Here is a 26006-nt window from a genome sequence, read left to right on the forward strand (position 1 = left end):
GAAGTGGCGGAATTGGTAGACGCACCAGATTTAGGTTCTGGCGCCGCAAGGTGTGAGAGTTCAAGTCTCTCCTTCCGCACCATTATCGGAAAACCCAGCATGATTTTGCTGGGTTTTTTCTTTTTTTGGTTCTGGACTCGGGAAATCATTAGATTTGCCGAATTAAAAAAGCGAGCTCATGGCTCGCTTTTTTTCTATCTGTGGATTGAGTAACTTACTACATACCTAAAGCGTATTTCAGTACTTGAGCCTTGATCGGTCCTGAGTTTTCAGCAAACTTCAATGCAGCATTACGTACAAACTTCAATGGCCCAAGATCGTTGCTAAAACTTTTATAGAAAAAGTCCATGCCAGTCTGCATGAGTAAGTTGTCAGGTCGACGTGCACGTTCGTATTTCGCGAGTAAGGTATCTTCCAGCTTTTCTTGTTGTTCTGTTACCGAAAGGAGAACGTCTACATCTTTGAAGCCTAAGTTTACCCCTTGCCCTGCAAGCGGATTGATCGTATGAGCAGAGTCACCCACTAATACGCAATTTTTGCTTGAGTAGCTTTGCGCATGACGACGAGTGAGTGGAAATGAGCCAAACTGTAAAACTTCAATATCGCCCAATTCAGCAGGGAAATGACGTAAGATTTCTTCCCTTAGTTGAGGCTTACCCATCGCACACAGTTGTTTAATGCGTTTTGGCGAGTCATACCAAACCAACGAACCTTGGCCTACTTCTTGACCGTCTTCATTAGTCAAAGAGCACAAAGGTAAAAATGAACGCGGGCCTGAAGGAGTAAATTGTTGCCAAGTGATATCTTGCTGTGGCAATTCTGTTTTCACGTTAATCAACATGCAGTGTTGTCGGTAATCCCACGCAGTCACACCAATTCCAGCCAATTGACGAACTTTAGAGTTTGCACCATCAGCACCAATTACCCAGTTAGCTTCAAACTGCACCCCACTTTCTAGTGTCACAAGGTTTACATCTGCAAACTCAATGTCTTTTAATCGCTCGGGACACATCACGGTTAGATTGTCATACTGAGAGAAGACTTGCCAAAGACCTAATTGGACTAGGCGGTTTTCAACGATATAACCTAGTTGCTCCAATGACAGTTCATCAGAGTGAAAACGAGTACGGCACTCCGGGTGCTCCCAAGTCTCTAAACGCCGATAAGGGCAAACTCGCATACTTTTAATTTCTGACCATGCGCCGAGTGAATCAAGTAACTCCACCGACTGGTGCGAAATCGCAGATACGCGAATATCCATCACCTGAGCGGCATCAAAAGCTTTGGGTTTTGCACCTTCAACCAAGACAACGCTTCTGCCCTGCTTGGCAAATCCAACAGCGACGGCTGCCCCAACCATACCGCCACCGATCACGGCGATGTCATACTTGTTCATTTTTTACTCTTCATCGTGCTGATTAATTGGCGTTTTTTATTGTACTTTCCATGGCTATTTTTACAAAATTGTTTAACAAAAAACCTTGTTCTGCATAGGGCGAAAAACTAGATTTCATCAGGCTTTGCAGAGAATTAGCCAGATCACTAGTCAGGTGCTTTTTAAAGCAGTACAATACGCCGCTTACCGCCGTGATGGCGGCTATAATTTGAGCAATAGCTCTCCAATTTAAGTACAACTGAACGAGCGAAAGTGAGATGAGTAAGAAACTGCTAATTAAAACCTGGGGCTGCCAGATGAACGAATACGATTCATCAAAAATGGCCGACCTGCTTAATGCTGCAAACGGCTACGAGCTGACGGAAGAGCCAGAGGAAGCAGACGTACTTCTACTTAACACCTGTTCGATCCGTGAAAAAGCGCAAGAGAAAGTTTTCCACCAGCTTGGCCGCTGGAAAACACTAAAAGATAAAAAACCTGGCGTAGTTATCGGTGTAGGTGGTTGTGTAGCAACGCAAGAAGGTGACCATATTCGTGAACGTGCACCATACGTCGACGTTATTTTTGGCCCACAAACTCTGCACCGCCTACCTGAGATGATCAAACAATCTCAGTCGGATGACGCACCAGTTATGGACATTTCGTTCCCAGAGATCGAAAAGTTCGACCGCCTACCAGAGCCTCGTGCGGAAGGCGCGACAGCATTCGTTTCTATTATGGAAGGCTGCTCGAAGTACTGTACTTACTGTGTCGTACCGTACACTCGTGGTGAAGAAGTAAGCCGTCCAATGGATGATGTGCTGTTCGAAATCGCACAGCTTGCTGAACAAGGCGTACGTGAAGTAAACCTACTGGGTCAAAACGTAAACGCGTACCGCGGTCCAACACACGACGGTGAAATCTGTTCATTTGCAGAACTGCTTCGTTTGGTTGCGTCTATCGATGGTATCGACCGTATTCGTTTCACAACGAGCCACCCGCTAGAATTCACTGACGACATCATCGCGGTTTACGAAGATACGCCAGAGCTTGTGAGCTTCCTGCACTTACCTGTGCAAAGTGGTAGTGACCGTATCCTAACTATGATGAAACGCCCTCACACCGCTATCGAGTACAAGTCGATCATCCGTAAACTGCGTAAAGCTCGTCCTGATATTCAAATCAGTTCAGACTTTATTGTTGGTTTCCCTGGTGAGACAGACAAAGACTTCCAAGACACAATGAAGCTAATCAAAGATGTAGACTTTGACATGAGCTTCAGCTTCATCTTCTCTCCACGTCCAGGTACGCCAGCAGCGGATTATCCTTGTGATATATCAGAACAAGTGAAGAAAGAGCGCCTTTACGAACTACAGCAAACTATCAATGCTCAAGCGATGCGTTACTCTCGCTTAATGCTTGGCACAGAACAACGTGTTCTAGTTGAAGGTCCTTCGAAGAAAAACCTAATGGAACTGCGCGCTCGTACAGAAAACAACCGTGTAGTAAACTTTGAAGGTAGTGCAGACCTAATTGGTCAGTTCGTTGATGTGAAGATCGTAGACGTATTTGCGAACTCACTGCGTGGTGAGCTAGTACGTACTGAAAAAGACATGGATCTTCGTAGTGTGATTTCCCCAACGCAGATGATGGCGAAAACACGTCGCGAAGATGAGCTGGGTGTAGCTACTTTTACGCCATAAGCTCGTATAAATAGCCATGGAGAGCCTGGTCGTTATCAGGCTCTCACTAAGTGGCAAAAAATGAGAGGCAACATTGAGTAATAAAATCGTAACTCTAGAAATTAACCTAGAACCTTCCGACAACCGCCGACTTGCTAGCCTGTGCGGTCCATTCGATGACAACATCAAGCATTTAGAACGTCGTCTAGGCGTTGAAATTAACCACCGTAGTGACCATTTTACAATTGTCGGTAAACCTCATACCGCATCAGCTGCGCTGGATATCCTGAAAACTCTGTATGTTGATACCGCGCCTGTACGAGGTGAGATCCCAGACATTGAGCCTGAACAGATCCATCTAGCAATTAAAGAGTCTGGTGTTCTTGAGCAGAATACTGAGTCTAATATCGAGCATGGTAAAGAAGTCTTCGTCAAAACCAAGAAAGGTGTGATCAAACCACGTACGCCAAACCAAGCACAGTACTTGGTTAATATGGTCACGCATGATATTTCTTTTGGTATTGGCCCAGCTGGTACAGGTAAAACTTATCTTGCTGTTGCAGCAGCAGTTGATGCACTAGAGCGCCAAGAGATCCGTCGTATTCTATTGACGCGCCCTGCGGTTGAAGCCGGTGAGAAACTGGGCTTCCTACCTGGTGACTTAAGCCAGAAAGTCGACCCATACCTACGTCCGCTATACGATGCCCTATTTGAAATGTTGGGCTTTGAGCGTGTAGAGAAGCTGATTGAACGTAACGTGATTGAGGTAGCCCCTCTTGCTTACATGCGTGGTCGTACTCTAAACGACGCTTTCATCATTCTTGATGAGAGTCAGAACACCACGGTTGAGCAGATGAAGATGTTCCTAACGCGTATTGGTTTTAACTCTCGCGCAGTTATCACTGGTGACGTCACGCAAATCGACTTACCTCGTGGTGCAAAATCGGGTCTTCGTCATGCTATTGAAGTACTAAGCGAAGTCGACGACATCAGCTTTAACTTCTTTTTAGCAGACGACGTTGTACGTCACCCAGTGGTTGCTCGTATCGTTAACGCGTATGAGAAGTGGGAAGCACAAGACCAGAAAGAGCGTAAAGAGTTCGAGAAGCGTCGTCGTGAAGAACGCGATGCGAAGTTATTAGAAGCAGCGAAAGCCGAACTGAATGCACAAGTTGCTTCCACTAAGGAATAATCATGGCGATTGAACTTGATCTGCAACTGGCAGTCGAAAATGAAGAAGGGCTGCCTTCGCAGCAAGATTTCCAATTGTGGCTAGATAAGACGATTCCTCTCTTCCAGCCACAAGCCGAAGTCACCATTCGCATTGTGGATGAACAAGAAAGTCACACGCTTAACCATGAGTATCGTGGTAAAGATAAACCGACCAATGTGTTGTCTTTTCCATTTGAAGCCCCTCCAGGTATGGAAATAGATTTACTTGGCGACTTAATTATTTGCCGCCAAGTCGTTGAAAAAGAGGCAATTGAACAGAACAAGCCTCTGTTAGCACATTGGGCGCATATGGTTGTACATGGCAGCTTGCATCTGCTAGGTTATGATCATATTGAGGATGACGAAGCCGAAGAGATGGAGTCCCTCGAAACCGAAATCATGCAAGGTATGGGCTATGAAGACCCTTACATTGCTGAAAAAGAGTAGCCATTGGCTATTCAGCAGGGAAAGGCGAACCACCAAAATGATTCTCGTGTTCGCCTCTCTATGTGTGCTATCACACTTCTGATAGCGTTACTTAATTGAGAAACAATGAACGAAGATAATTCTCCCTCTTCTAACGAAGATAAGAAAGAAAAGGCAGAAGGTCCGAGTAGAAAGTCCTTCTTTGAACGTCTAGGTCAATTATTTCAGGGCGAACCAAAAGATCGCCAAGAGCTTGTGGATGTTATCCGTGACTCTGAAGTCAATGACCTGATTGACCATGACACCCGCGATATGCTTGAAGGTGTTATGGAAATCTCCGAAATGCGCGTGCGTGACATTATGATCCCGCGTTCGCAAATGGTTACGGTTGAGCGTACTCACGACCTTGATACCTTGGTTGCCTTGATTACCGATGCTCAACACTCTCGCTACCCTGTGATCAGCGAAGATAAAGACCATGTGGAAGGCATTCTTCTTGCGAAGGACTTACTTAAATACTTAGGCTCAGGCAGTAATCCATTTGATATCGAAGAAGTTATTCGACCAGCCGTTGTGGTACCGGAAAGTAAACGCGTTGATCGACTGCTGAAAGAGTTCCGTGAAGAACGTTATCATATGGCCATTGTTGTCGATGAATTCGGTGGTGTTTCTGGTCTTGTGACCATTGAAGATATCCTTGAAGAAATCGTCGGGGATATCGAAGATGAATTCGATGAAAGCGAAGAGACAGACATTCGTAAGCTTAGCAAGCATACGTTTGCTGTCAGAGCGCTGACAACCATCGAAGAGTTTAATGAGACATTTGGAACTAACTTCAGCGATGAGGAAGTAGATACCGTTGGTGGCATGGTCATGACTGCCTTTGGTCACTTACCTTCTCGTGGTGAACTGGTTGAAATTGAAGGTTACAACTTCAAAGTCACCGCTGCCGATAACCGTCGTGTCATTCAACTCCAAGTGACGATCCCAGACGAAGAAACCCTGGTTGAAGCCACTCAAGAGTAACGCGATACCCATTGGGAATCTCAGAAAATTATAATGATGAATGAACTCTTTCATCGCCTCAAGCGGCCCTTAGTGGCCGCTTTTGTTGGCGCCTCTACTACGCTCGCTTTTGCACCTTACCAGTTGTGGCCTATTGCCATTCTTAGCCCAGCTATTCTACTGATTCTTCTTGCTAACCAAACACCGAAACGCGCACTGTGGATTGGCTATGCTTGGGGGTTAGGTCAATTTGCAACTGGCGTTAGCTGGGTGTACGTCAGTATCTCCGGCTTTGGTGGCATGCCACTGATTGCCAATTTATTTTTAATGGGCTTGCTTGTCGCCTACTTGGCTGTTTATTCAGGCTTATTTGCTTGGCTCAACAACAAGCTATTTCCTCAATTCACACTCACAAAAGCGCTTCTCGCTGCGCCCGCTTTATGGCTAATCAGTGATTGGTTGCGTGGTTGGGTGATGACCGGCTTCCCTTGGTTATGGCTAGGTTACAGCCAGATTGATGCTCCACTAGCAAGCTTTGCGCCTATCGGTGGCGTGGAACTGCTCACTCTGTTTGTCCTTATTAGTGCGGGGGCATTAGCCTATGCTTGGGTTCATAAACAGTGGCTGATGGTGGTTATTCCCGCGGTATTACTCAGCACAGGCTTTGGGATTCGAAACTACGATTGGGTAACACCTCGGCCAGAAGACACGACTAAGCTCGCGCTGATTCAAGGTAACGTTGACCAAAACCTTAAGTGGCTGCCAAGCCAACGTTGGCCAACCATCATGAAATACGCCGATCTCACTCGTGAAAACTGGGACGCTGATATTATCGTCTGGCCAGAAGCTGCAATTCCTGCTTTTGAAATTGAAGTGCCTTCATTTTTGAGCAATATCGACAGCGCAGCAAAAATGAATAACAGCGCAATCATCACTGGTGTCGTCAACCAAGCTGAAGATCGACAGTTCTACAACAGTATCCTATCCCTTGGCATCACACCATACGGTGACTACAGTTTCGACTTGAGCGAACGCTACCATAAGCATCACTTGTTACCGTTTGGTGAGTTTGTTCCATTTGAAGATATTTTGCGCCCATTAGCGCCATTCTTTAACTTGCCGATGTCGTCGTTTAGCCGGGGAGCTTTTGTGCAGCCCAACATCGTTGCGAATGGCATGCACATGGCACCAGCGCTTTGCTATGAGATCATCTTTAATGAACAAGTGCGTCAAAATGTGACTGACGAAACGGACTTCATTCTAACGTTATCAAACGACGCATGGTTTGGTCACTCTATCGGCCCTCTTCAGCATATGGAGATCGCCCGTATGCGTGCCTTAGAATTAGGTAAACCGCTCATCCGCTCGACTAACAACGGATTAACAGCGGTAACCGATCACAAGGGAAAAATCGTTGAGCAAGTACCGCAGTTTGAAACTGCAGTGCTACGCGCAGAGCTCACCCCAACCAATGGGAAAACGCCATATCGAATCGTAGGTACTTGGCCATTGTATATTTGGGTTGGGTTAAGTTTAGCGCTGGCTTTCGGTTTAAGAAGAAAACAGAGTTATACCAATCACAGTAAATAAGTGCTCAGAAATAGCGTAGGAAAAATGCTTGAGAACAAGGCAAAAATTTTCGATAAGTAGTTATTCTACAATCAAAATTTTTAACGCAGTTATCGAGTATTTTAACAAGCTAGAATTACCAGTTATTTACTACGATTGGTATTAAGAGCAGCTTGAAAGTAGAAAAGACAAAAAAGAGGCGACCAAGCCTCTTTTTTATTCATTGCATTATACAGTCGTTACGCGCCATTTATGGCTTTAATGACTGGCGAGTAAAGCCTTTGTGACCACATTTAATACACGGAATGATTACAGTTGGGTGGTTATACGTTGTCTTGTGACCACACTCATCACAGACCAAAGTGCCTAAGCCTATCACCTCTCCTGCTTCATATAGCCCTTGATGCTCTAAGTCATCGAACAACTCAACCCACTCAACTTTAGTTCGGTCTGTAATCTCTAACAGCCCTTGCCATATCGAATCCGCAATCGTTAAGTAAAACGGGCCGCTTTTACTGTCCTCGTAACTCTCTGAAAACTCTTTTAAGTCTGCTTTAAGGTACGCTTTGATTAAAGCCAATTCATCTTTGGTCAAGTCATTAGCAGCATCCACCACTTTGCCCGACGTCTCAATCGCTTTGTTAACTTCTTCCGGACTGTGCTTCAAGGTTTCAATCACATCCTCGAGCATTTCCTCATAACCTGTTTTACGTTTAGGCATAACTGACCTCCATCTTTCTCCTACCTGCGTCACTTAAGGGCGCATGGGTACAGATTGGCTATTGTTGTGATCCCTAGCTTTAGGTATTCTATGACGATCTATTTAAGTCTGTTCTAACCGAACTCACAAATTCCAAGATAACGGATACCATCGATGCAAGAACAATACAACCCACAAGATATTGAACAAAAAGTTCAAAAGCACTGGGATGACAACAAAACCTTTGTTGTAAGTGAAGACCCAAATAAAGAAAAATTCTACTGTCTATCCATGTTCCCATACCCAAGTGGTCGACTGCACATGGGTCACGTGCGCAACTACACTATCGGTGATGTAGTATCTCGTTTCCAACGCCTACAAGGCAAAAACGTGATGCAACCAATCGGTTGGGACGCATTCGGTCTACCAGCAGAAAACGCAGCAGTAAAAAACAAAACTGCGCCAGCACCTTGGACTTACGAAAACATCGAATACATGAAGAACCAACTTAAGCTTCTAGGCTTTGGTTACGATTGGAACCGTGAATTCGCAACTTGTACACCGGAGTACTACCGCTGGGAGCAAGAGTTCTTCACTAAGCTTTACGAGAAAGGTTTAGTTTACAAGAAGACTTCTTCTGTTAACTGGTGTCCTAACGACCAAACTGTTCTTGCAAACGAGCAGGTTGAAGACGGTTGTTGCTGGCGTTGTGATACGCCTGTAGAGCAAAAAGAAATCCCTCAATGGTTCATCAAAATCACTGAGTACGCTCAAGAGCTACTAGACGACCTAGACAAGCTTGAAGGTTGGCCTGAAATGGTGAAAACCATGCAGCGCAACTGGATTGGCCGCTCTGAAGGCGTTGAGCTGAAGTTTGAAGTTAAGGGTCAACAAGACCTAGAAGTTTACACAACACGTCCAGATACGCTAATGGGTGTGACTTACGTGGGCATCGCAGCCGGCCACCCTCTTGCAGCTCTTGCTGCAGAGAACAATCCAGAGCTTGCAGCGTTTATCGACGAATGTAAGAACAACAAGGTTGCAGAAGCTGAGCTAGCGACAATGGAGAAGAAAGGTATGGCTACTGGCCTTACTGCCATTCATCCATTGAACGGCCGTGAAGTTCCTGTTTACGTAGCAAACTTCGTACTGATGGACTACGGTACAGGCGCGGTAATGGCAGTACCTGCACACGACCAACGTGACTACGAGTTCGCAACGAAGTACGGTCTAGACATCGTGCCAGTTATCAAGCCTGCTGATGGCAGCGAGCTAGACATCTCTGAAGCAGCATACACTGAGAAAGGCGTACTGTTCGATTCAGGTGAATTCGACGGCCTAGAATTCCAAGCGGCGTTCGATGCAATTGCAGCGAAGCTAGAAGCAGAAGGCAAAGGCACTAAGACTGTAAACTTCCGTCTACGCGACTGGGGTGTATCTCGTCAACGTTACTGGGGCGCACCAATCCCAATGGTAACGACTGAAGACGGTGAAGTTCACCCAGTACCTGCTGACCAACTACCAGTGATTCTTCCAGAAGACGTGGTAATGGACGGCGTAACCAGCCCAATCAAAGCAGATAAAGAATGGGCGAAGACCACATTCAACGGCGAACCTGCTCTACGTGAGACAGATACGTTCGATACGTTCATGGAATCTTCTTGGTACTACGCGCGTTACTGTTCACCGCAAGCAGACGACATCCTAGATCCAGAAAAAGCAAACTACTGGCTACCAGTAGACCAGTACATCGGCGGTATCGAGCACGCTTGTATGCACCTACTGTACTCTCGCTTCTTCCACAAGTTGCTACGTGACGCGGGCTACGTAACGTCTGACGAACCGTTCAAGCAGCTACTGTGTCAAGGCATGGTACTGGCAGACGCGTTCTACTTCGAGAACGAGAAAGGCGGTAAAGAGTGGGTAGCTCCAACAGACGTAGCCGTTGAACGTGATGGTAAAGGCCGCATTACTTCTGCTAAAGACACTGAAGGTCGCGATGTAACGCACTCAGGCATGATCAAGATGTCTAAGTCTAAGAACAACGGTATCGACCCTCAAGAAATGGTAGACAAGTACGGCGCTGACACAGTACGTCTATTCATGATGTTCGCGTCTCCAGCGGACATGACACTTGAATGGCAAGAGTCTGGCGTAGAAGGTGCGAACCGCTTCCTAAAACGTGTTTGGAAACTAGTGAAAGAGCACACAGCGAAAGGCGCAGCAGAAGCAGTAGATACAGCCGCGCTTTCTGGTGATCAAAAAGCACTTCGCCGTGACGTTCACAAAACTATCGCGAAAGTGACGGACGATATCGCTCGCCGTCAAACATTCAACACCGCGATCGCTGCGATCATGGAGCTGATGAACAAACTAGCGAAAGCGCCTCAAGAATCTGCGCAAGATCGTGCAATCCTTGACGAAGCACTGAAAGCTATTGTTGTCATGCTTTACCCTATCACTCCGCATATCTCATACGAGCTATGGGCAGCACTAGGTGAAACAGACATTGATAACGCAGCATGGCCGACGTTTGACGAAAAAGCGCTAGTTGAAGACGAAAAAACTATCGTTGTTCAAGTTAACGGTAAGCTACGTGCGAAGCTAACGGTACCAGCGGATATCTCTAAAGACGACATCGAACAACTTGGTCTAAACGACGAAAACGTGGTTAAGTTCACTGATGGCCTGACTATTCGTAAAGTCATTTACGTTCCAGGTAAACTGCTGAACATCGTTGCAAACTAATCACAGCTTGCAATTTGTCTCTGTTTAGCGAACTTATTTGTTAACCAAGAGTCATTAAACAGGGTAGTTCGCTACCCTGTTTATTTACCTCAAACCATTCACATGAGTGGTTTAAGGTAAATAACCCCTTCAATTTAGGATGAATACAATCAATGCGCTTTTTCTCTTTGATTAAACTACCAGTGGTATTGGTATTAGCGGGGCTTCTTTCTGCCTGTGGTTTTCACCTTCGCGGTGAGTATTCCGTACCGGAAGAGCTGCACACTATGTCTTTCTCCAGCTACGATGAATACAGTGAATTGACTCGCTATGTACGCTCTCAACTCGAACTGAACAAAGTTGAACTTGTTCAACCATCATCGACTGTACCCAACCTTCATTTGACGGAAGCGACTATCGATGAGCGTACACTGTCTCTGTATCAAAATAGCCGTGCAGCAGAAAAAGAGCTGACATACGTAGTAAAATACCGTGTGACGATTCCTGGCTATGGCTCTAAAAACTTTACGACAACAGTAAACCGCAACTACCTAGACAACCCGTTAACGGCACTTGCAAAATCTGTTGAACGTGACGTAATTGAAGACGAGATGCGCTTGCAAGCTGCAAAACAAATGATGCGCCAGTTGGGTCGTATTCGTGCCGAATATGAAGCAGGACAAATCTCTGAGCCAGCGAACACAAACTCTTAATCACTATGCGTATTTATGCCGATAAATTAACGGATCATTTAACTAAACACGTTAAACAAGTTTACCTAATCTTTGGGAATGAGCCGTTACTGATTCAAGAGAGCCGCCAAGCAATCCAAAAGGCAGCGTTTCAACAAGGTGTTGAGGAAAAACACCGTTTTGCGGTAGACGCAAGCATCGACTGGAATCAAGTTTACGATTGCTTCCAAGCGATGAGCCTGTTCTCAAACCGTCAATTGATCGAGCTTGAAATTCCAGAGAGTGGCGTGACAACCGCCGTCAGCAAAGAGCTGCAAACACTGTGTGATATGCTGCATGATGACATCATGCTCGTCATTGTTGGTAGCAAACTGACCAAAGCCCAAGAAAATGCGAAATGGTTCAAAGCATTAAGCTCAAAAGGCGACTGGGTAAGCTGTTTGTCGCCAGATCTACAACGCTTACCTATGTTCATTCAGACACGTTGCCGCACGTTGGGACTAAAACCCGATCAACAATCACTGCAAATGTTGGCTCAATGGCATGAAGGTAACCTATTTGCATTGTCACAAAGCTTAGAGAAATTGGCCCTACTCTACCCGGATGGTGAGCTGACTATCATACGTTTAGAGGAAGCCCTAAGTCGCCATAATCACTTCACTACGTTTAACTGGATCGACGCCTTACTGGCAGGTAAAGCAAACCGTGCACAACGTATTCTTCGCCAACTTGAGGCGGAAGGGGTCGAGACCGTGATCTTGATTCGAAGTGTACAAAAAGAGTTGAGCCAACTTTTAAATATGCATCAAGACTTAACTCAAATGGGAATGAACCAGGTATTTGAGAAATATCGAGTTTGGCAAAACAAGCGTCCACTCTATAACGCAGCACTGACCCGCTTATCGGCGAGTCGTATTTGTGCATTGCTCTCCTTGTTGGCTCAAGCAGAGATAAAAGCCAAAACTCAATATGACGAGTCTGTATGGCCAACTATTCATCAGTTGAGCTTAGAAACCTGCTCTCCTGATATTAAGCTGGCAATTTAAAAATCAAAGCGTGATATAGTGCGCGACCTGTTTTGCAAGCAAGAATGTAAAACACTGTAGAGATAAGAGACAAACCGAGGAAAACCGAGTGCTTCGCGAAGAACTGAAAGACTTTTTAGCTGATAAAGCCGACGACATGAAAGCGGAAGACATTATCGTCCTAAATGTGGAAGATAAATCAAGCGTTACAGATTACATGATCATCTGTACTGGCACATCCAAACGCCACGTTTCATCCATCGCTGACCACGTTGCAACAGAAGTGAAAAAAGCCGGTCTTGAGCCACTAGGAATGGAAGGTGAAAACGAAGGTGAATGGGTAGTCCTAGATATGGGCGACGCCATGCTTCACGTGATGCAAGAAGAGCACCGCGAACTCTACCAGCTAGAAAAACTCTGGGGTTAATCTTTTGAAAATTCAACTAATTGCTGTTGGCACAAAAATGCCAAAATGGGTTGAGGAAGGCTTTCAAGAATATCGTCGCCGTTTCCCACATGATATGCCATTGGAGTTGATTGAAATCTCTGCTGGCAAACGTGGAAAAAATGCCGATATCGCTCGTATCCTGCAAAAAGAAGGGGAAGCGATGCTCGCTGCGGTACCAAAAGGCAACCGTATCGTCACGTTAGATATCCCAGGTAAAAAATGGGACACTCCTCAACTCGCTGAGCAGTTAGAAGCTTGGAAATTAGATGGCCGTGATGTATCAATCTTAATCGGCGGTCCTGAAGGACTCGCTCCTGCATGCAAAGCTGCAGCAGACCAAAGCTGGTCATTGTCTGCCTTAACGCTACCCCACCCTTTAGTGCGTATCGTAATGGCAGAAAGCTTGTACCGAGCGTGGAGCATCACCGCGAACCATCCTTACCACCGCGAATAATCGTTGTTTAACTTTAGAGCCAAGCGTTAATGATTCGTAAGCGCCGCAGTCAAATCCGAGATTATCAAGCCGAAGCGCGTCTGTTTGCCAGCCGCGCTATTGTCGCTTTTATCGGCATTGTTCTCTTGATGGGAGCTCTGGTCGCCAATATGTACAACATTCAGGTGAACCAGTTTCAAGATTATCAAACCCGCTCGAACGATAACCGTATCAAAGTGGTTCCTATCGCGCCCAACCGAGGTCTGATTTATGACCGAAATGGTGTTTTACTGGCAGAGAACCGTCCCGTCTTTAACTTAGAACTGACTCCAGAAAAAATTAAAGACATTGATGCAACCATCCAAGAACTACAAACCATTCTGGAAATTACCCCAGATCAGATTGAACGTTTCCACCAAGAGCGTAAACGGACTCGTCGATTTAAGTCAGTCCCACTGCTTACCCAACTGAACGAAAAACAAGTAGCGGTATTCTCCGTCAATCAGTACCGCTTTCCTGGTGTAGAAATAAGTGCGACCTTAAAGCGCTATTACCCTTTCAGCGAAGTCTTAACCCACGTGATTGGTTACGTTTCTCGAATCAATGATCGCGACATGCAGCGCCTGATCCGTGAAGAAAAAGACGCAAACTATCAAGCTACTCGCGACATTGGTAAGCTGGGTATCGAAAAATACTACGAAGACCTCTTACACGGTACGGCCGGATATCAAGAAGTCGAGGTAAACAGCCGCGGCCGAGTAATTCGTACGTTAAAGTACGTTCCACCTGTACCCGGAAAAGACATCGTTTTAAACCTTGATATCAACTTGCAGCTGTACGTGCACCAATTATTGGATGGCCGCCGAGGCAGTGCTGTAGTGATCGATCCTAGAGACAACGGCGTACTGGCTATGGTTTCAAGCCCTAGCTACGACCCTAACTCGTTCGTGCACGGAATCTCGGGTAAAGACTACCGCGCCCTTTTGAACGATAAAAACCGTCCTTTGGTCAACCGTACTACACTTGGCATTTATCCACCCGCGTCTACCATCAAACCATTTATGGCGGTAGCCGCGCTACAAGAAGGTGTCGTCACACCGAACACTACGCGAAATGATCCAGGTTATTGGCGCATACCAAACTCCAACACACGCCCATTCCGTGACTGGTTGCGTTGGGGACACGGACGCGTCGATATCATTAAGTCGATCGAAGAGTCTGTTGATACCTTCTACTATCAAATCGCTTATGACATGGGCATTGACCGTATTTCAAATTGGATGATGATGTTCGGTTTTGGTGATTACACTGGCATCGATATCTACGAAGAAAGTAAGGCGAATATGCCGACTCGTGACTGGAAAATGTCTCGCCATAAAACCCCGTGGTACAAAGGCGATACGATCCCTGTGGGTATCGGCCAAGGTTATTGGACAGCAACACCAATGCAAATCGCCAAAGCGACCTCCGTATTAGTAAATGAGGGAGAAGTGATTGCACCTCACTTACTAAAAGCGACGATAGAGAACGGCAACGACTTCGAAGAACAACAAACAACAGAATACGTGACTTACCCGCCAATCAAGAATGTACCGAAAAAGTACTGGGATATGGCGAAAGAAGGCATGCGTCGTGTAAACCATGGCACGCGCGGAACAGCTCGCCGCTCATTCTACAAAATGAGTTATCAAACAGCGGGTAAATCAGGTACTGCGCAGGTCTTCGGTCTGGGTGAAAACGAAGAGTACAACGCAGATGAGATCGCCGAACACTTACGTGACCATGCGTTATTTACTGGCTTTGCACCATTTGATAATCCTAAAGTGGTCGTCACTGTAGTGCTAGAAAACGCCGGCGGTGGTTCTAGCAACGGAGCCCCGGTAGTGAGAAAGATCTTTGATCGAGTCGTACTTGGCCTAGAAGAAATTGAGCCTGATAACAATGCGAAGAAAGAGGTAAAACAGTAATGAAGATGGATCCCTCTACAGGTAAAAATCGCGCCCTGTTTGAACGCTTCCATATCGACTTACCACTCCTACTTGGCATATTGGCCCTGATGGGGTTTGGCCTAGTGATCATGTACAGCGCCAGTGGCCAAAGTTTACTGATGATGGATCGCCAAGCTATGCGAATGGTGCTTTCACTCGTTGTGATGATCGTTCTTGCGCAGCTTTCTCCACGAACCTACGAGAGCCTAGCACCTTTGATGTTCGTCGGCGGCGTCATACTGCTCTTTGGCGTGCTGTTTTTCGGTGAAGCATCTAAAGGCGCACAACGTTGGCTTAACCTCGGTTTTGTGCGCTTTCAACCTTCCGAGTTATTGAAGCTCGCGGTGCCATTAATGGTGGCACGCTATGTTGGTCGACAGCCCCTTCCGCCAACGCTAAAAACACTCATCGTTGCACTGATTATGGTCTGCTTGCCAACCATCCTCATTGCAAAACAACCTGACTTAGGGACCTCTATTCTAATCGCCGCTTCCGGTATTTTTGTTATCTTCCTCGCGGGCATTAGTTGGAAAATCATCACTGGTGCTGCGATTGCACTGGGTGGTTTCATTCCGATTTTGTGGTTTTTCTTGATGCGTGAGTATCAAAAAGTACGAGTTCGTACTCTGTTTAATCCAGAGTCTGACCCGCTAGGTGCGGGCTACCACATTATTCAGAGTAAAATTGCGATTGGCTCCGGTGGTATTTCCGGCAAAGGCTGGTTGCAAGGCACTCAATCACAACTGGAATTTCTTCCTGAACGACACACTGACTTTATCTTTGCAGTAATTGCTGAAGAATGGGGTATGATTGGCTTCCTTTGCCTTTTAGCCATCTATCTATTTATTATTGGACGAGGTTTATACCTCGCCAGCCAAGCGCAAACCGCATTTGGACGAATGATGGCAGGCAGTATTGTACTCAGCTTCTTCGTGTATATTTTTGTAAATATTGGCATGGTAAGTGGCATCCTACCTGTAGTAGGTGTACCGTTGCCACTCATTAGTTATGGCGGCACATCAATGGTAACCTTGATGGCTGGCTTTGGTATTCTGATGTCAATTCATACGCACCGAAAAGCATTCTCTAAGGCGACCTAGACATGCAAAAACGCGCTTTATATTCCTTGGTTTTCTCTGCTCTTATTTTGGCAGGCTGTTCATCAACTAGCCAAAAAGAACAAGAAGGCCGTTACGAACTCGAATCCGATGTTGCACCGGATACACCGCTTTCAGTCGAACACATCGAGGATGCGCACCCTAAATATGAACCGTACAGCCTAGGTGGGAACAAAGATTACCACTTGCGTGGCAAAGACTACAAAATAGTTCGCGATGCCAAAGGCTTTAAAGAAAAAGGCCGCGCATCTTGGTATGGGAAGAAGTTCCAAGGTCATTTGACTTCTAATGGCGAAATCTATGACATGTACTCAATGACAGCGGCTCATAAAACGCTACCGTTACCGAGTTACGTAAAAGTCACCAACACTGACAACGGCAAAACTACCGTAGTACGAGTTAATGACCGAGGTCCGTTTCACGATGGCCGTATTATCGATTTAAGCTATGCCGCAGCACATAAGTTAGATGTGATAAAAACAGGTACAGCTAACGTGGAAATTGAAGTAATCAGTATCAATCAGCCCACGGATAAAAAATCTTTAGAAGCGCACCCTAAGTACGTTATTCAGGTGGCATCATCAAAAAATGAAGAACGCGCACGAACTTTAGGGACAGAGCTTGGTCAAAAACTGGATACAGAAACTTTCCTAGAAAATGCGAAAGAGTCTTATCGCTTGTTGTTAGGGCCATTTACTGACTATTCCCTGACGCAAGCCACTCTAGATAAAGTAAAGTTGCTCGGCTATTCGTCTGCATTTATTAAAAAACACAACACTGGCAAATGACCTAGTGTCATGAATTTCTCCTCGATCCCCTCTTACATAGCTGGGGATTCTGATAAGATGTCCGCAGTTAACCCAAAAATTTGAATTACCATGAATAAAAATAAGTTTGTGAAATCTATTCTCGTTTCTTCGGTTGCCCTTTCTGCAACTTTCGCTCAATCTGCTCTTGCATCACCTATCGTTGTTCCAGATGCCCCTCAAATCGCTGCGAAGGGCTACGTTCTGATGGATTACCATTCAGGTAAAGTACTGGCAGAGAAAGAGATGAACACAAAGTTGTCTCCAGCCAGTCTGACTAAGATGATGACCAGCTACGTAATCGGCCAAGAACTAGCGCGTGGTAATATCTCAGAAGATGACGATGTCACCATCAGTAAAAATGCATGGGCGAAAAACTTCCCTGAATCATCAAAAATGTTCATTGAAGTGGGCACAACTGTAAAAGTACGTGACCTAAACCGCGGTATCATCGTCCAGTCTGGTAACGATGCCTGTGTAGCAATGGCTGAACACATTGCAGGCTCAGAAGATGCGTTTGTTGACCTAATGAACGCTTGGGCCAACACACTAGGTATGACGAACTCGCACTTTGCCAACGTTCATGGTCTAGATAACGCCGAGCTGTACTCGACACCATACGACATGGCATTGCTAGGTAAAGCCCTGATCCGTGACGTACCAAATGAGTACCGCGTGTACTCAGAGAAGAAATTCACTTACAACGGCATCACCCAATACAACCGTAACGGTCTACTTTGGGATAAGAGCATGAACGTTGATGGCATCAAAACGGGTCACACAAGCAATGCGGGTTACAGCCTAGTAAGTTCTGCGACTGAAGGCCAAATGCGTTTGGTTGCGGTCGTAATGGGCACGAAAGATGCCAATGCTCGTAAGTCAGAAAGCAAAAAGCTACTAAGCTACGGCTTCCGTTTCTTCGAAACAGTAGCGCCGCACAAAGCGGGTGAAACGTTCGTTGAAGAAAAAGTGTGGATGGGTAACAAAGACACTGTAGCGTTGGGCCTTGATCAAGATACTTACGTAACACTACCACGTGGTGAAGCGAAAAACCTAAAAGCCAGCTTCGTCCTTGAAAAAGAGCTAGAAGCCCCAATTAATAAAGGTGATGTAGTTGGTAAGCTATACTATCAGATCGATGGTGAAGATATTGCCGAATACCCACTAATGGCACTAGAAACCGTAGAGCAAGGTAGTCTATTTAGCCGCATGTGGGATTACATCGTATTGTTATTCAAGAGCTTCTTCTAACAGTCGCTTCTGACCAACAAACAAGTCTGCAAAGCCGCCAACTATGGCGGCTTTGTTAATCTTGAGTTCACCCTAATTTGACTGTACTATTTCTCACCGCAACGAATACCAACTGGAGTTACCGATATGCTAACCATCAACTCTGATGCAAAATTGAAAGACCTGCTTGAGTTCCCTTGTTCATTTACATACAAGGTAATGGGTCATGCAAAGCCTGAGCTTCCAGAGCTAGTTCTAGAAGTTATCCAGCGCCATGCTCCAGGTGACTACAGCCCAACAGTAAAACCAAGTGCTAAGGGCAACTACCACTCGGTGTCTATCAACATCACTGCAACGTCTATCGAGCAAGTTGAGACGCTATACAAAGAGTTAGGTGAAATTGACATCGTGCGCATGGTTCTATAATTTTTTGATAGATTAAATTTTTTTTGAAAGCAGCTTCGGCTGCTTTCTTTTTATTTATCAACCAGATAACAAAACTTTACATCGCTTTCAGTTAAAAATCTGTTACTCAGCGGTAGAGCATCAGGGTTATCCGGTTTATAATCCAAAAACTTTATATATTAGCAACAGGAATTCCCATGCAACACCAACTTGTTGTAAAACGACTTGGCCGCCAAGACTATGAGCCTGTATGGAAGGCGATGCATGAGTTCACCGACCAACGCACAGAAGAAACCCCTGATGAAGTCTGGTTGGTAGAACATAACCCAGTATTTACGCAAGGTCAGGCAGGTAAAGCTGAGCACCTTATTAACACTGGTGACATTCCTGTTGTACAAAGTGATCGCGGAGGCCAGGTTACGTATCATGGCCCTGGTCAGTTGGTCGCCTATTTCTTGATCAACCTACGCCGCAAAAAATTAGGTGTACGAGATCTCGTTACCACTATCGAGAACCTCGTGATCAACACGCTAAAAGCATACAATATCGATTCGGCCGCGCGACCTGACGCACCAGGCGTTTACGTTGACGGTAAAAAAATATGCTCTCTCGGTTTACGCATTCGTAAAGGATGCTCGTTTCATGGCTTAGCCTTGAACGTAAATATGGATTTAACACCGTTTCTGCGTATTAACCCTTGTGGTTATGAAGGTATGGAAATGGTTCAGGTCAGCCAATTTGGCGGCCCAGACAATGTAGAAGCCGTAGAAAAACAATTAATAGAAGAACTCGTTACTTTGCTCGACTATGAGCAAGTAGAATTCAGCACAGAAGCACCTTCTCAAGGTAATAAAGCATGAGCAAACCAATCCAGATGGAAAAAGGCGTTAAATATCGTGACGCCGATAAAATGGCATTGATTCCCGTAAAGAACATGCCTACAGAGCAGAAAGAAGTGCTACGTAAGCCTGATTGGATGAAGATCAAGCTACCAGCCGACAGCCAACGAATTCAAGACATCAAGGCGGCGATGCGCAAGAATAAACTTCACTCCGTATGTGAAGAAGCATCTTGCCCTAACCTAGCGGAATGTTTTAACCACGGTACAGCTACCTTCATGATCCTAGGTGCAATTTGTACTCGTCGTTGTCCTTTCTGTGACGTTGCTCATGGCCGCCCATTACCACCGGAAGCAGAAGAGCCTCAAAAACTGGCGAAAACCATCGCCGATATGAAGCTGAAATACGTAGTAATCACTTCTGTAGACCGTGACGATCTGCGTGATGGTGGTGCACAGCACTTTGCCGATTGTAACCGCGAGATCCGTGCGTTGAACCCTCATATTAAGATTGAAACTCTGGTTCCTGACTTCCGTGGTCGTATGGACGTAGCGCTTGATCTAATGAAAGATAACCCGCCAGATGTCTTCAACCACAACCTAGAAACAGCGCCACGTCTTTACCGTAAAGCTCGCCCAGGTGCAAACTACAAGTGGTCGCTGGAGCTTCTTAAGAAGTTCAAAGAGCAGCATCCAGATGTACCGACCAAATCTGGTTTGATGATGGGTCTTGGTGAAACCAAAGAAGAAATCATCGAAGTACTGAAAGATCTACGCGCACACGGCGTAACGATGCTGACTCTAGGTCAGTACTTAGCGCCAAGCCGTCACCACTTGCCAGTAGAGCGTTACGTTCCGCCATCAGAGTTTGACGAGCTAAAAGAAGTTGCACTAGAGCTTGGCTTCACGCACGCAGCGTGTGGTCCATTTGTTCGCTCTTCTTACCATGCTGATATGCAGGCTCAAGGCATCGAGATTAAGTAAGCTCTCGTTTGTTTTCAAAAGAAAGGTTGGCTCAGTGCCAACCTTTTTTGTATCTGTCAAATGATGATAAAAAGCCATTCTACCTCCGTCATTCTGAACAGCGAGGAACGAGCGTGATTGAGAATCAGTTTCCAACGTACTGATGATTTTTTGGGAAACGCTGAGTAAAAGAGTGTGCCTCAACAAGATTCCTGATCTCGCCTAGGCTCGTCGGAATGACGCGGTTGGGATATATTGAAAGGGACAAGTGTTGGTAGCCATCTCCTTATCACACACTCTTCGCTATATCTCATTCCAAACGCCAGACAAACAAAAAGGCCCTCAATTGAGGACCTTTAGTATATCAATGTTCAAAATAGACGAGTCGAGTTCTAGGAGAACACACGGAGTTTGCGCGAGCAAATGAGTATGTTCGACACCGAAATCGACTCATTCTATGAAGAACAGTTAGGCGTAAACCGGTAGACGCTTACAAATTTCGAGCACTTTCTGTTTAGTCGCTTCGATAACTTCTTCGTTGCCGATGTTATCTAGAACGTCACACATCCAGTTTGCTAGCTCTTTTGCATCTTCTTCAGTGAAGCCACGGCGAGTGATCGCTGGCGTACCTACACGGATACCAGACGTTACGAATGGGCTGCGTGGGTCATTTGGTACCGAGTTTTTGTTCACTGTGATGTTTGCTGCACCTAGTGCCGCGTCTGCATCTTTACCAGTGATGTCTTTGTCGATCAGGTCCACAAGGAACAAGTGGTTTTCTGTGCCGTTAGATACGATTTTGTAGCCACGCTCTTGGAATTGACCAACCATTGCTTTTGCGTTTTTCACTACGCGAGCTTGGTAAGCTTTGAACTCTGGCTCCATCGCTTCTTTGAACGCTACTGCTTTACCAGCGATAACGTGCATTAGAGGGCCACCTTGACCACCAGGGAACACTGCTGAGTTCAATTTCTTGTACATATCTTCGCCAGCATTTGACAAGATAAGACCACCGCGAGGACCTGCTAGTGTTTTGTGCGTCGTTGTTGTTACCACGTGAGCGTGTGGAACAGGTGTTGGGTATTCGCCTGCTGCGATAAGACCCGCTACGTGCGCCATATCAACGAAAAGGTAAGCATCTACTTTGTCAGCGATTTCACGCATGCGCTTCCAATCAACGATTTGCGAGTAAGCAGAGAAACCACCGATGATCATCTTAGGCTTGTGCTCAAGCGCTAGCTGTTCCATCTCGTCGTAGTTAATTTGACCCGCTTCATCGATACCGTAAGGGATAACGTTGTAGTGCTTACCAGAGAAGTTAACTGGAGAACCGTGAGTCAGGTGACCACCGTGCGCTAGGCTCATGCCTAGAACTGTATCGCCTGGGTTAAGAAGCGCCATGTAAACTGCGCTGTTTGCTTGAGAACCTGAGTGAGGCTGTACGTTCGCGTATTCACAACCGAACAGTTTGCATGCACGGTCGATAGCAAGTTGTTCCGCTTTATCTACGTACTCACAACCGCCGTAGTAACGCTTGCCTGGGTAGCCTTCAGCGTATTTGTTCGTTAGCTGAGAACCTTGCGCTTCCATTACACGTGGGCTTGTGTAGTTTTCAGAAGCGATAAGTTCAATGTGTTCTTCCTGGCGAAGAGTTTCTTCCTGGATAGCTGCGAACAGTTCCGCATCGTAATCTGCGATGTTCATATCACGCTTAAGCATCTGTATCTCCTGACTCAGATTAGTACTGAAAGTTGCAAAAAAACTGTCGAATGACCCTACGCAAACGTTTTCGTCACCCTAATGGCGCGCATTCTACATAATTTGATCTGGGTCATAAAGAGAAATTTACAATTTTTCTCATGCAGTTTTTTCATGATGGCAAGCAATCTGTATCACGCCCGCATTGCAATTGCATAACGACGCTCTATTGCCTGTCAATTTTGTGCTTTACACCCTGTAAAACAGCAATTACATAGGTTTACCGTAAATTTTACCCTCTAGCTACCGAAAAGATCATCTTTTTACTACTATGCACGCCTTATTTATCACTAATGACTGCAATATTGATGGAAAAACACTCATTAAAAGAAGACTGGATAGCGATTCTCACGGGTACCTTTTTGGTAGCTCAAGGCGTTTTCTTTCTCCAATCCGCAAACCTCCTAACAGGGGGGACGACAGGATTGGCTCTGCTTATTAGCCAATTTACACCTTTTACGTTTGGTGTGCTGTACTTTTTAGCAAACAGTCCCTTTTACTTGCTAGCATGGAAACGCTTCGGCCGTCATTTCGCCATTAATAGTGCCATTTCTGGCGCTTTGGTTTCTATCTTTGCCGATCATCTTTATTTGCTAATCTCGCTCGAATCGGTAAATGAAGTTTATTGTGCCGTCGCAGGTGGGCTTTTAATGGGACTCGGTATGCTGATCTTGTTCCGACATCGCTCCAGCTTAGGTGGCTTTAACGTGCTGTGTTTATTTATTCAGGACAAATTTGGCATTTCAGTTGGCAAAAGCCAAATGGCAATCGATGCGTGCATCCTGTTTGCGTCATTCTTCTTTGTCACTCCAGAAGTAATTGGTCTTTCGATTTTGGGCGCGTTTGCACTGAATGTCGTGTTAGCGATGAACCACAAGCCTCATCGCTATTCCGTGACCTACGGTTCATAAACTTTTGATGATAATTGGAGCGCAATTTATAAGATTTCGCGCTCCAATCGCTATATAATATTTCGCCATTTCCAAATAACGCGGTGCGGTATGCGCGATTTTTTGCAACAAGCCAAACAAACTCACAGTTGTATTGCGATTGGCGAGTTGGTCTATAATCCGAAGACACAAACTCTTCATCAAGACACTGTCGCGATTGATCTCGAACCTCGTACCATTGAGTTATTAGAGCAGCTGCTAACAAGCGTGGGACATCCGCTCTCTGCCGATACCATTATCGAAACCATTTGGCAGAGCAAATTCATCTCTAAGAATGTACTCACTAACCGCATTAGCACCTTACGTGCGCTGCTACAACAGCATCTCCCCGAGTACGATGCGACTAAGCTCTTGGTCACTTATCCTCGCAAAGGTTACTTTCTAAACCCAGCGAATATCCGTTTAGTGCCACCAGCGAAAAACCATCGACGTGCTATTACAGCTCAAGTTGAGAACCGTAAGAACATCAAGCTGATTTTGGCTTATAGCTTATGTGCCGTACTTGTGGTTTGTAGCGTGACGCTCGCAAGCTTGTTATGGCAACGCCAAGAGATTTCAACGCAGCAAACGCGTCATCAGTTACTTATCCCCAAAGTCGAGTTGCTGCTCAACCGTGTCGATGCAATCGGCTCTCAGGCGCGAAAATACCGCATACTGGTCAAAGCCGTCTTACTGCAACAACAGGTCGAATATCCATACACCGACATCGCCAACCAAGACGCTCCCAGTTACTTTCTTGATCCTATCGGTCATACGCCGTATTTCCCTGGCGCGCGAAACATGCAGACCAGTGATTACGAACTCAACATAGAGTTAAAAGACGGCGCAGAGCAAGGCACCTTGAAAGCTCAGATGAACCTTATTTATCCTGCGACAGGGAAACTGGCGTTTCGCAACGAATACACACTGCGCTTATCCGACCTACAATCGGATATCTTCCAAATTCACTCAGATGTCGCGCAATACTTCAACTTGCCTGCACCTTCGGCAAGCACATGGCAGCTGTCAGACGTTCACCAAAAAATGCTGTTTGAGAATGTCTTTTCTAACCAGCCTCTCCAACAAGCTGATGAGTTTGCAGCGATCACAACCGCAAGGCATCTCGCTTTGTACGAGCAAGAATCTCAAAAGCTGGAAGCGTATTTGACGCAAGTGCAGTCGTCGTTCGATGTTTTGCCAGATGAGCTAAGCCTCTGGTTGGGCGTATTGCATTTCAAACTAGGTAACCTAGACCGAGCAAAAGTTCTGCTGACCACTCCAGATGGCGACTCACGTATTCAAAACGCGCTGATTTATACGTTTGTGTCTCACATCGCTTATAAACAAAACAAACTCGAACAGTTCCGTCTCAACTACATGGAATCACTGGTGGCACTGCTGCGCGTTTTACCTTCCGAGACATTGTTTGAACGTCTTTCTCAATCTGAATCGAAAGAAACTTGCCTTCAACCATGGAAAACGTTGCATGTCAGTTTGACCGATCAAGAAATTATCAGCCGATGGAAAGCGCTCATCAACGAGTATTGCACCAACGTAGCTAACGAAATAAGCCCAAATAAAACAAAGACCTAAATATAAAATTAAGCTTTCGTTAAGCCCTATTAGCTTTTGTTTTTTGCCCTTTTTAGCTCACTAAACTTAGCATGCTCGCATTCAAGCAACGGCCCAACATGAAACGGCCTAATCAATCAGGAATGTAAACCATGCTAAACAAAATGACGCTTATCGCAGCAGCAACTCTGGCTCTTTACGGCTGTGGCGGCGGTTCATCTTCTGGCAGTGCTAATCCAAACAAAGTGCCTCAAGAAAGTTTCGACATCGCGATTCAAAACTCAATCTTCGCTCCCACGCCAAGCACACAACTAAACTACGCGTTTAGCCTGGATGGCCAACCTGAAGGCGAGATGAAACTGAGTTTCCAAGCGATGGATAACGAGCAATTGTTGGCAGCATTGGCACAAATCCCAAACAGCGAAGCAATGGTCCAGTTGGTTAATGACTTGGTGAACTACGGCGCCAAACAGTTCTACTATTCTGACGAACAGTACAACGACGATGAAGAGGGCAATACGCTTTATTTTGCAGGCTCTGATGGCACACTTCATGAAGTCACCGACGCTTATTCCATTAACCAGCAGTTTGTTGCCATGCTGATGCACAGCAGCCCTATTTTCCGTCTCAACGGTGACGACGTAAAAGAGAAAAGCCCGAACACTGATATCGGTGAAGAGACCATATCTCTGCAAACCACTCTAACAGGCTACGCAGTTCACAACCTACTAGACAGTTTTGAAGATCATGAGTGGGTGCAAAACCTGCCAATGACAGCATCTTGCCAAGTGGTTTGGCAGCAGCAAATCCGAGAGACTGGCGTACGTAAAACGTTCTCAATTTCAAGCAAGAAAATTGAAGCGGCGTACCTGACGGAAGAGAATACTTACAACCTAAACTGCGATGATATGGACTCAATGGAGTTCGCCACTTCGGCAGAACGTTGGTTTAACCCGAGCTTAGGTCTGATTGAGCAAATCGAGCTGCTAAAAGTACAACAAGTACAAATCAATGAAGAGAAAGTGCTGCTAACAGCAATTGAAACAAAATAAGCCTGTACTCCACAAGTATCTCGCATCTCAATAAAAAAGGCTTTGTGGAGCAC

General features: G+C 45.7%; 24 protein-coding genes. 21 read left to right on the forward strand and 3 right to left on the reverse strand.

All coding sequences use genetic code 11. From position 1 onward, the window contains the following. Positions 1-213: hypothetical protein (locus tag NB463_RS16175; protein ID WP_258516016.1), on the forward strand; the 213-nt coding region annotated here is incomplete at its 5' end. A gap of 4 nt (positions 214-217) precedes the next feature. Here NB463_RS16175 and NB463_RS16180 read toward each other — a convergent pair. Then, on the reverse strand, positions 218-1396 hold the full coding sequence (locus NB463_RS16180) for a 2-octaprenyl-3-methyl-6-methoxy-1,4-benzoquinol hydroxylase (protein WP_203346577.1): 1179 nt from the start codon (positions 1394-1396) through the stop codon (positions 218-220). A 257-nt stretch (positions 1397-1653) separates the two neighbouring features. On the opposite strand from NB463_RS16180, the gene miaB reads away from it, so the two are divergent. The 5 genes from miaB to lnt all read left to right on the forward strand — a co-directional run bounded on the left by miaB (position 1654) and on the right by lnt (position 7290). Further along, positions 1654-3078: a tRNA (N6-isopentenyl adenosine(37)-C2)-methylthiotransferase MiaB gene (gene miaB, locus NB463_RS16185; RefSeq protein ID WP_258431782.1), complete on the forward strand. Its 1425-nt coding sequence runs from the start codon at positions 1654-1656 to the stop codon at positions 3076-3078. 73 nt (positions 3079-3151) lie between these two features. Continuing rightward, a complete protein-coding gene (locus tag NB463_RS16190; RefSeq protein WP_005373033.1) occupies positions 3152-4249 on the forward strand; it encodes a PhoH family protein in 1098 nt (365 codons plus the stop codon). Positions 4250-4251: 2 nt separating this feature from the next. Further along, positions 4252-4716, forward strand: coding sequence for an rRNA maturation RNase YbeY (gene ybeY / locus NB463_RS16195; RefSeq protein WP_005391311.1), 465 nt, complete (start codon positions 4252-4254; stop codon positions 4714-4716). A 105-nt stretch (positions 4717-4821) separates the two neighbouring features. Next, positions 4822-5721 carry a CNNM family magnesium/cobalt transport protein CorC gene (gene corC, locus NB463_RS16200; RefSeq protein WP_005384118.1) on the forward strand — a complete coding sequence of 300 codons (900 nt, stop codon included), beginning with the start codon at positions 4822-4824 and terminating at the stop codon, positions 5719-5721. Between the two features lie 33 nt (positions 5722-5754). After that, on the forward strand, positions 5755-7290 hold the full coding sequence (gene lnt / locus NB463_RS16205; RefSeq protein ID WP_258431784.1) for an apolipoprotein N-acyltransferase: 1536 nt from the start codon (positions 5755-5757) through the stop codon (positions 7288-7290). A gap of 229 nt (positions 7291-7519) precedes the next feature. Here the strand turns inward: lnt and NB463_RS16210 are convergent, their stop codons facing one another. Next, positions 7520-7990: a zinc ribbon-containing protein gene (locus NB463_RS16210; RefSeq protein ID WP_005373024.1), complete on the reverse strand. Its 471-nt coding sequence runs from the start codon at positions 7988-7990 to the stop codon at positions 7520-7522. A gap of 153 nt (positions 7991-8143) precedes the next feature. Between NB463_RS16210 and leuS the strand changes: the two genes are divergently transcribed. The 12 genes from leuS to lipA all read left to right on the forward strand — a co-directional run bounded on the left by leuS (position 8144) and on the right by lipA (position 20663). Continuing rightward, on the forward strand, positions 8144-10717 hold the full coding sequence (leuS, locus tag NB463_RS16215; RefSeq protein WP_005391313.1) for a leucine--tRNA ligase: 2574 nt from the start codon (positions 8144-8146) through the stop codon (positions 10715-10717). Between the two features lie 152 nt (positions 10718-10869). Beyond that, on the forward strand, positions 10870-11409 hold the full coding sequence (locus NB463_RS16220; protein WP_005373019.1) for an LPS-assembly lipoprotein LptE: 540 nt from the start codon (positions 10870-10872) through the stop codon (positions 11407-11409). 5 nt (positions 11410-11414) lie between these two features. Continuing rightward, positions 11415-12434 (forward strand): DNA polymerase III subunit delta, encoded by a 1020-nt coding sequence (holA, locus tag NB463_RS16225; protein ID WP_256951874.1) that lies wholly within the window; start codon positions 11415-11417, stop codon positions 12432-12434. Between the two features lie 88 nt (positions 12435-12522). After that, entirely contained in the window at positions 12523-12840 is a 318-nt protein-coding gene (gene rsfS, locus NB463_RS16230; protein ID WP_005373015.1) for a ribosome silencing factor, read from the forward strand. A gap of 4 nt (positions 12841-12844) precedes the next feature. After that, positions 12845-13315 carry a 23S rRNA (pseudouridine(1915)-N(3))-methyltransferase RlmH gene (gene rlmH, locus NB463_RS16235; RefSeq protein WP_017821762.1) on the forward strand — a complete coding sequence of 157 codons (471 nt, stop codon included), beginning with the start codon at positions 12845-12847 and terminating at the stop codon, positions 13313-13315. A gap of 29 nt (positions 13316-13344) precedes the next feature. Next, the gene (gene mrdA, locus NB463_RS16240; RefSeq protein WP_258431786.1) at positions 13345-15261 is read left to right on the forward strand and encodes a penicillin-binding protein 2; all 1917 of its coding nucleotides are present in this window, start codon (positions 13345-13347) and stop codon (positions 15259-15261) included. Then, entirely contained in the window at positions 15261-16382 is a 1122-nt protein-coding gene (gene rodA, locus NB463_RS16245) for a rod shape-determining protein RodA (protein WP_258431787.1), read from the forward strand. Before mrdA ends, rodA begins: the two co-directional genes overlap by 1 nt. Positions 16383-16384: 2 nt before the next feature. Further along, the gene (locus NB463_RS16250; protein ID WP_258431788.1) at positions 16385-17188 is read left to right on the forward strand and encodes a septal ring lytic transglycosylase RlpA family protein; all 804 of its coding nucleotides are present in this window, start codon (positions 16385-16387) and stop codon (positions 17186-17188) included. Between the two features lie 90 nt (positions 17189-17278). Further along, positions 17279-18457 carry a serine hydrolase gene (locus NB463_RS16255; RefSeq protein WP_012842069.1) on the forward strand — a complete coding sequence of 393 codons (1179 nt, stop codon included), beginning with the start codon at positions 17279-17281 and terminating at the stop codon, positions 18455-18457. Positions 18458-18583: 126 nt separating this feature from the next. After that, positions 18584-18862, forward strand: coding sequence for a DUF493 family protein YbeD (gene ybeD / locus NB463_RS16260; protein WP_005384135.1), 279 nt, complete (start codon positions 18584-18586; stop codon positions 18860-18862). A gap of 176 nt (positions 18863-19038) precedes the next feature. Continuing rightward, entirely contained in the window at positions 19039-19701 is a 663-nt protein-coding gene (gene lipB, locus NB463_RS16265; protein WP_005391320.1) for a lipoyl(octanoyl) transferase LipB, read from the forward strand. Further along, positions 19698-20663, forward strand: a complete 966-nt coding sequence (gene lipA, locus NB463_RS16270) for a lipoyl synthase (protein WP_005391329.1) — start codon at positions 19698-19700, stop codon at positions 20661-20663. The genes lipB and lipA overlap by 4 nt, the downstream gene beginning before the upstream one ends. 447 nt (positions 20664-21110) lie before the next feature. Here lipA and glyA read toward each other — a convergent pair whose 3' ends face one another. Next, positions 21111-22361 (reverse strand): serine hydroxymethyltransferase, encoded by a 1251-nt coding sequence (gene glyA, locus NB463_RS16275; RefSeq protein WP_005391333.1) that lies wholly within the window; start codon positions 22359-22361, stop codon positions 21111-21113. Between the two features lie 347 nt (positions 22362-22708). Here glyA and NB463_RS16280 point away from each other — a divergent pair, with 347 nt between their 5' ends. The 3 genes from NB463_RS16280 (at position 22709) to NB463_RS16290 (ending at position 25953) form a co-directional block, all read left to right on the forward strand. Then, a complete protein-coding gene (locus NB463_RS16280) occupies positions 22709-23311 on the forward strand; it encodes a YitT family protein (protein WP_031780204.1) in 603 nt (200 codons plus the stop codon). 90 nt (positions 23312-23401) lie between these two features. Next, positions 23402-24922, forward strand: a complete 1521-nt coding sequence (locus NB463_RS16285; protein ID WP_258431790.1) for a winged helix-turn-helix domain-containing protein — start codon at positions 23402-23404, stop codon at positions 24920-24922. A 131-nt stretch (positions 24923-25053) separates the two neighbouring features. Beyond that, a complete protein-coding gene (locus NB463_RS16290; protein WP_258431792.1) occupies positions 25054-25953 on the forward strand; it encodes a hypothetical protein in 900 nt (299 codons plus the stop codon). Positions 25954-26006: the final 53 nt, after the last annotated feature.

Origin of the sequence: Vibrio sp. RM-41-2B (assembly GCF_024744415.1) — a bacterium.
Classification (GTDB): Bacteria; Pseudomonadota; Gammaproteobacteria; order Enterobacterales; family Vibrionaceae; genus Vibrio; species Vibrio diabolicus.

Bases quoted from the DNA above. Each gene is read 5' to 3' on its own strand.
- NB463_RS16250 (WP_258431788.1), top strand. From the start codon at position 16,385: ATGCAAAAACGCGCTTTATATTCCTTGGTTTTCTCTGCTCTTATTTTG.
- NB463_RS16210 (WP_005373024.1), bottom strand. From the start codon at position 7,990: ATGCCTAAACGTAAAACAGGTTATGAGGAAATGCTCGAGGATGTGATT.
- NB463_RS16280 (WP_031780204.1), top strand. From the start codon at position 22,709: ATGGAAAAACACTCATTAAAAGAAGACTGGATAGCGATTCTCACGGGT.
- holA (WP_256951874.1), top strand. From the start codon at position 11,415: ATGCGTATTTATGCCGATAAATTAACGGATCATTTAACTAAACACGTT.
- NB463_RS16290 (WP_258431792.1), top strand. From the start codon at position 25,054: ATGCTAAACAAAATGACGCTTATCGCAGCAGCAACTCTGGCTCTTTAC.
- corC (WP_005384118.1), top strand. From the start codon at position 4,822: ATGAACGAAGATAATTCTCCCTCTTCTAACGAAGATAAGAAAGAAAAG.
- miaB (WP_258431782.1), top strand. From the start codon at position 1,654: ATGAGTAAGAAACTGCTAATTAAAACCTGGGGCTGCCAGATGAACGAA.
- lipA (WP_005391329.1), top strand. From the start codon at position 19,698: ATGAGCAAACCAATCCAGATGGAAAAAGGCGTTAAATATCGTGACGCC.
- lnt (WP_258431784.1), top strand. From the start codon at position 5,755: ATGATGAATGAACTCTTTCATCGCCTCAAGCGGCCCTTAGTGGCCGCT.
- glyA (WP_005391333.1), bottom strand. From the start codon at position 22,361: ATGCTTAAGCGTGATATGAACATCGCAGATTACGATGCGGAACTGTTC.
- ybeY (WP_005391311.1), top strand. From the start codon at position 4,252: ATGGCGATTGAACTTGATCTGCAACTGGCAGTCGAAAATGAAGAAGGG.
- mrdA (WP_258431786.1), top strand. From the start codon at position 13,345: ATGATTCGTAAGCGCCGCAGTCAAATCCGAGATTATCAAGCCGAAGCG.
- rodA (WP_258431787.1), top strand. From the start codon at position 15,261: ATGAAGATGGATCCCTCTACAGGTAAAAATCGCGCCCTGTTTGAACGC.
- NB463_RS16285 (WP_258431790.1), top strand. From the start codon at position 23,402: ATGCGCGATTTTTTGCAACAAGCCAAACAAACTCACAGTTGTATTGCG.
- ybeD (WP_005384135.1), top strand. From the start codon at position 18,584: ATGCTAACCATCAACTCTGATGCAAAATTGAAAGACCTGCTTGAGTTC.
- lipB (WP_005391320.1), top strand. From the start codon at position 19,039: ATGCAACACCAACTTGTTGTAAAACGACTTGGCCGCCAAGACTATGAG.
- NB463_RS16255 (WP_012842069.1), top strand. From the start codon at position 17,279: ATGAATAAAAATAAGTTTGTGAAATCTATTCTCGTTTCTTCGGTTGCC.
- NB463_RS16220 (WP_005373019.1), top strand. From the start codon at position 10,870: ATGCGCTTTTTCTCTTTGATTAAACTACCAGTGGTATTGGTATTAGCG.
- NB463_RS16180 (WP_203346577.1), bottom strand. From the start codon at position 1,396: ATGAACAAGTATGACATCGCCGTGATCGGTGGCGGTATGGTTGGGGCA.
- leuS (WP_005391313.1), top strand. From the start codon at position 8,144: ATGCAAGAACAATACAACCCACAAGATATTGAACAAAAAGTTCAAAAG.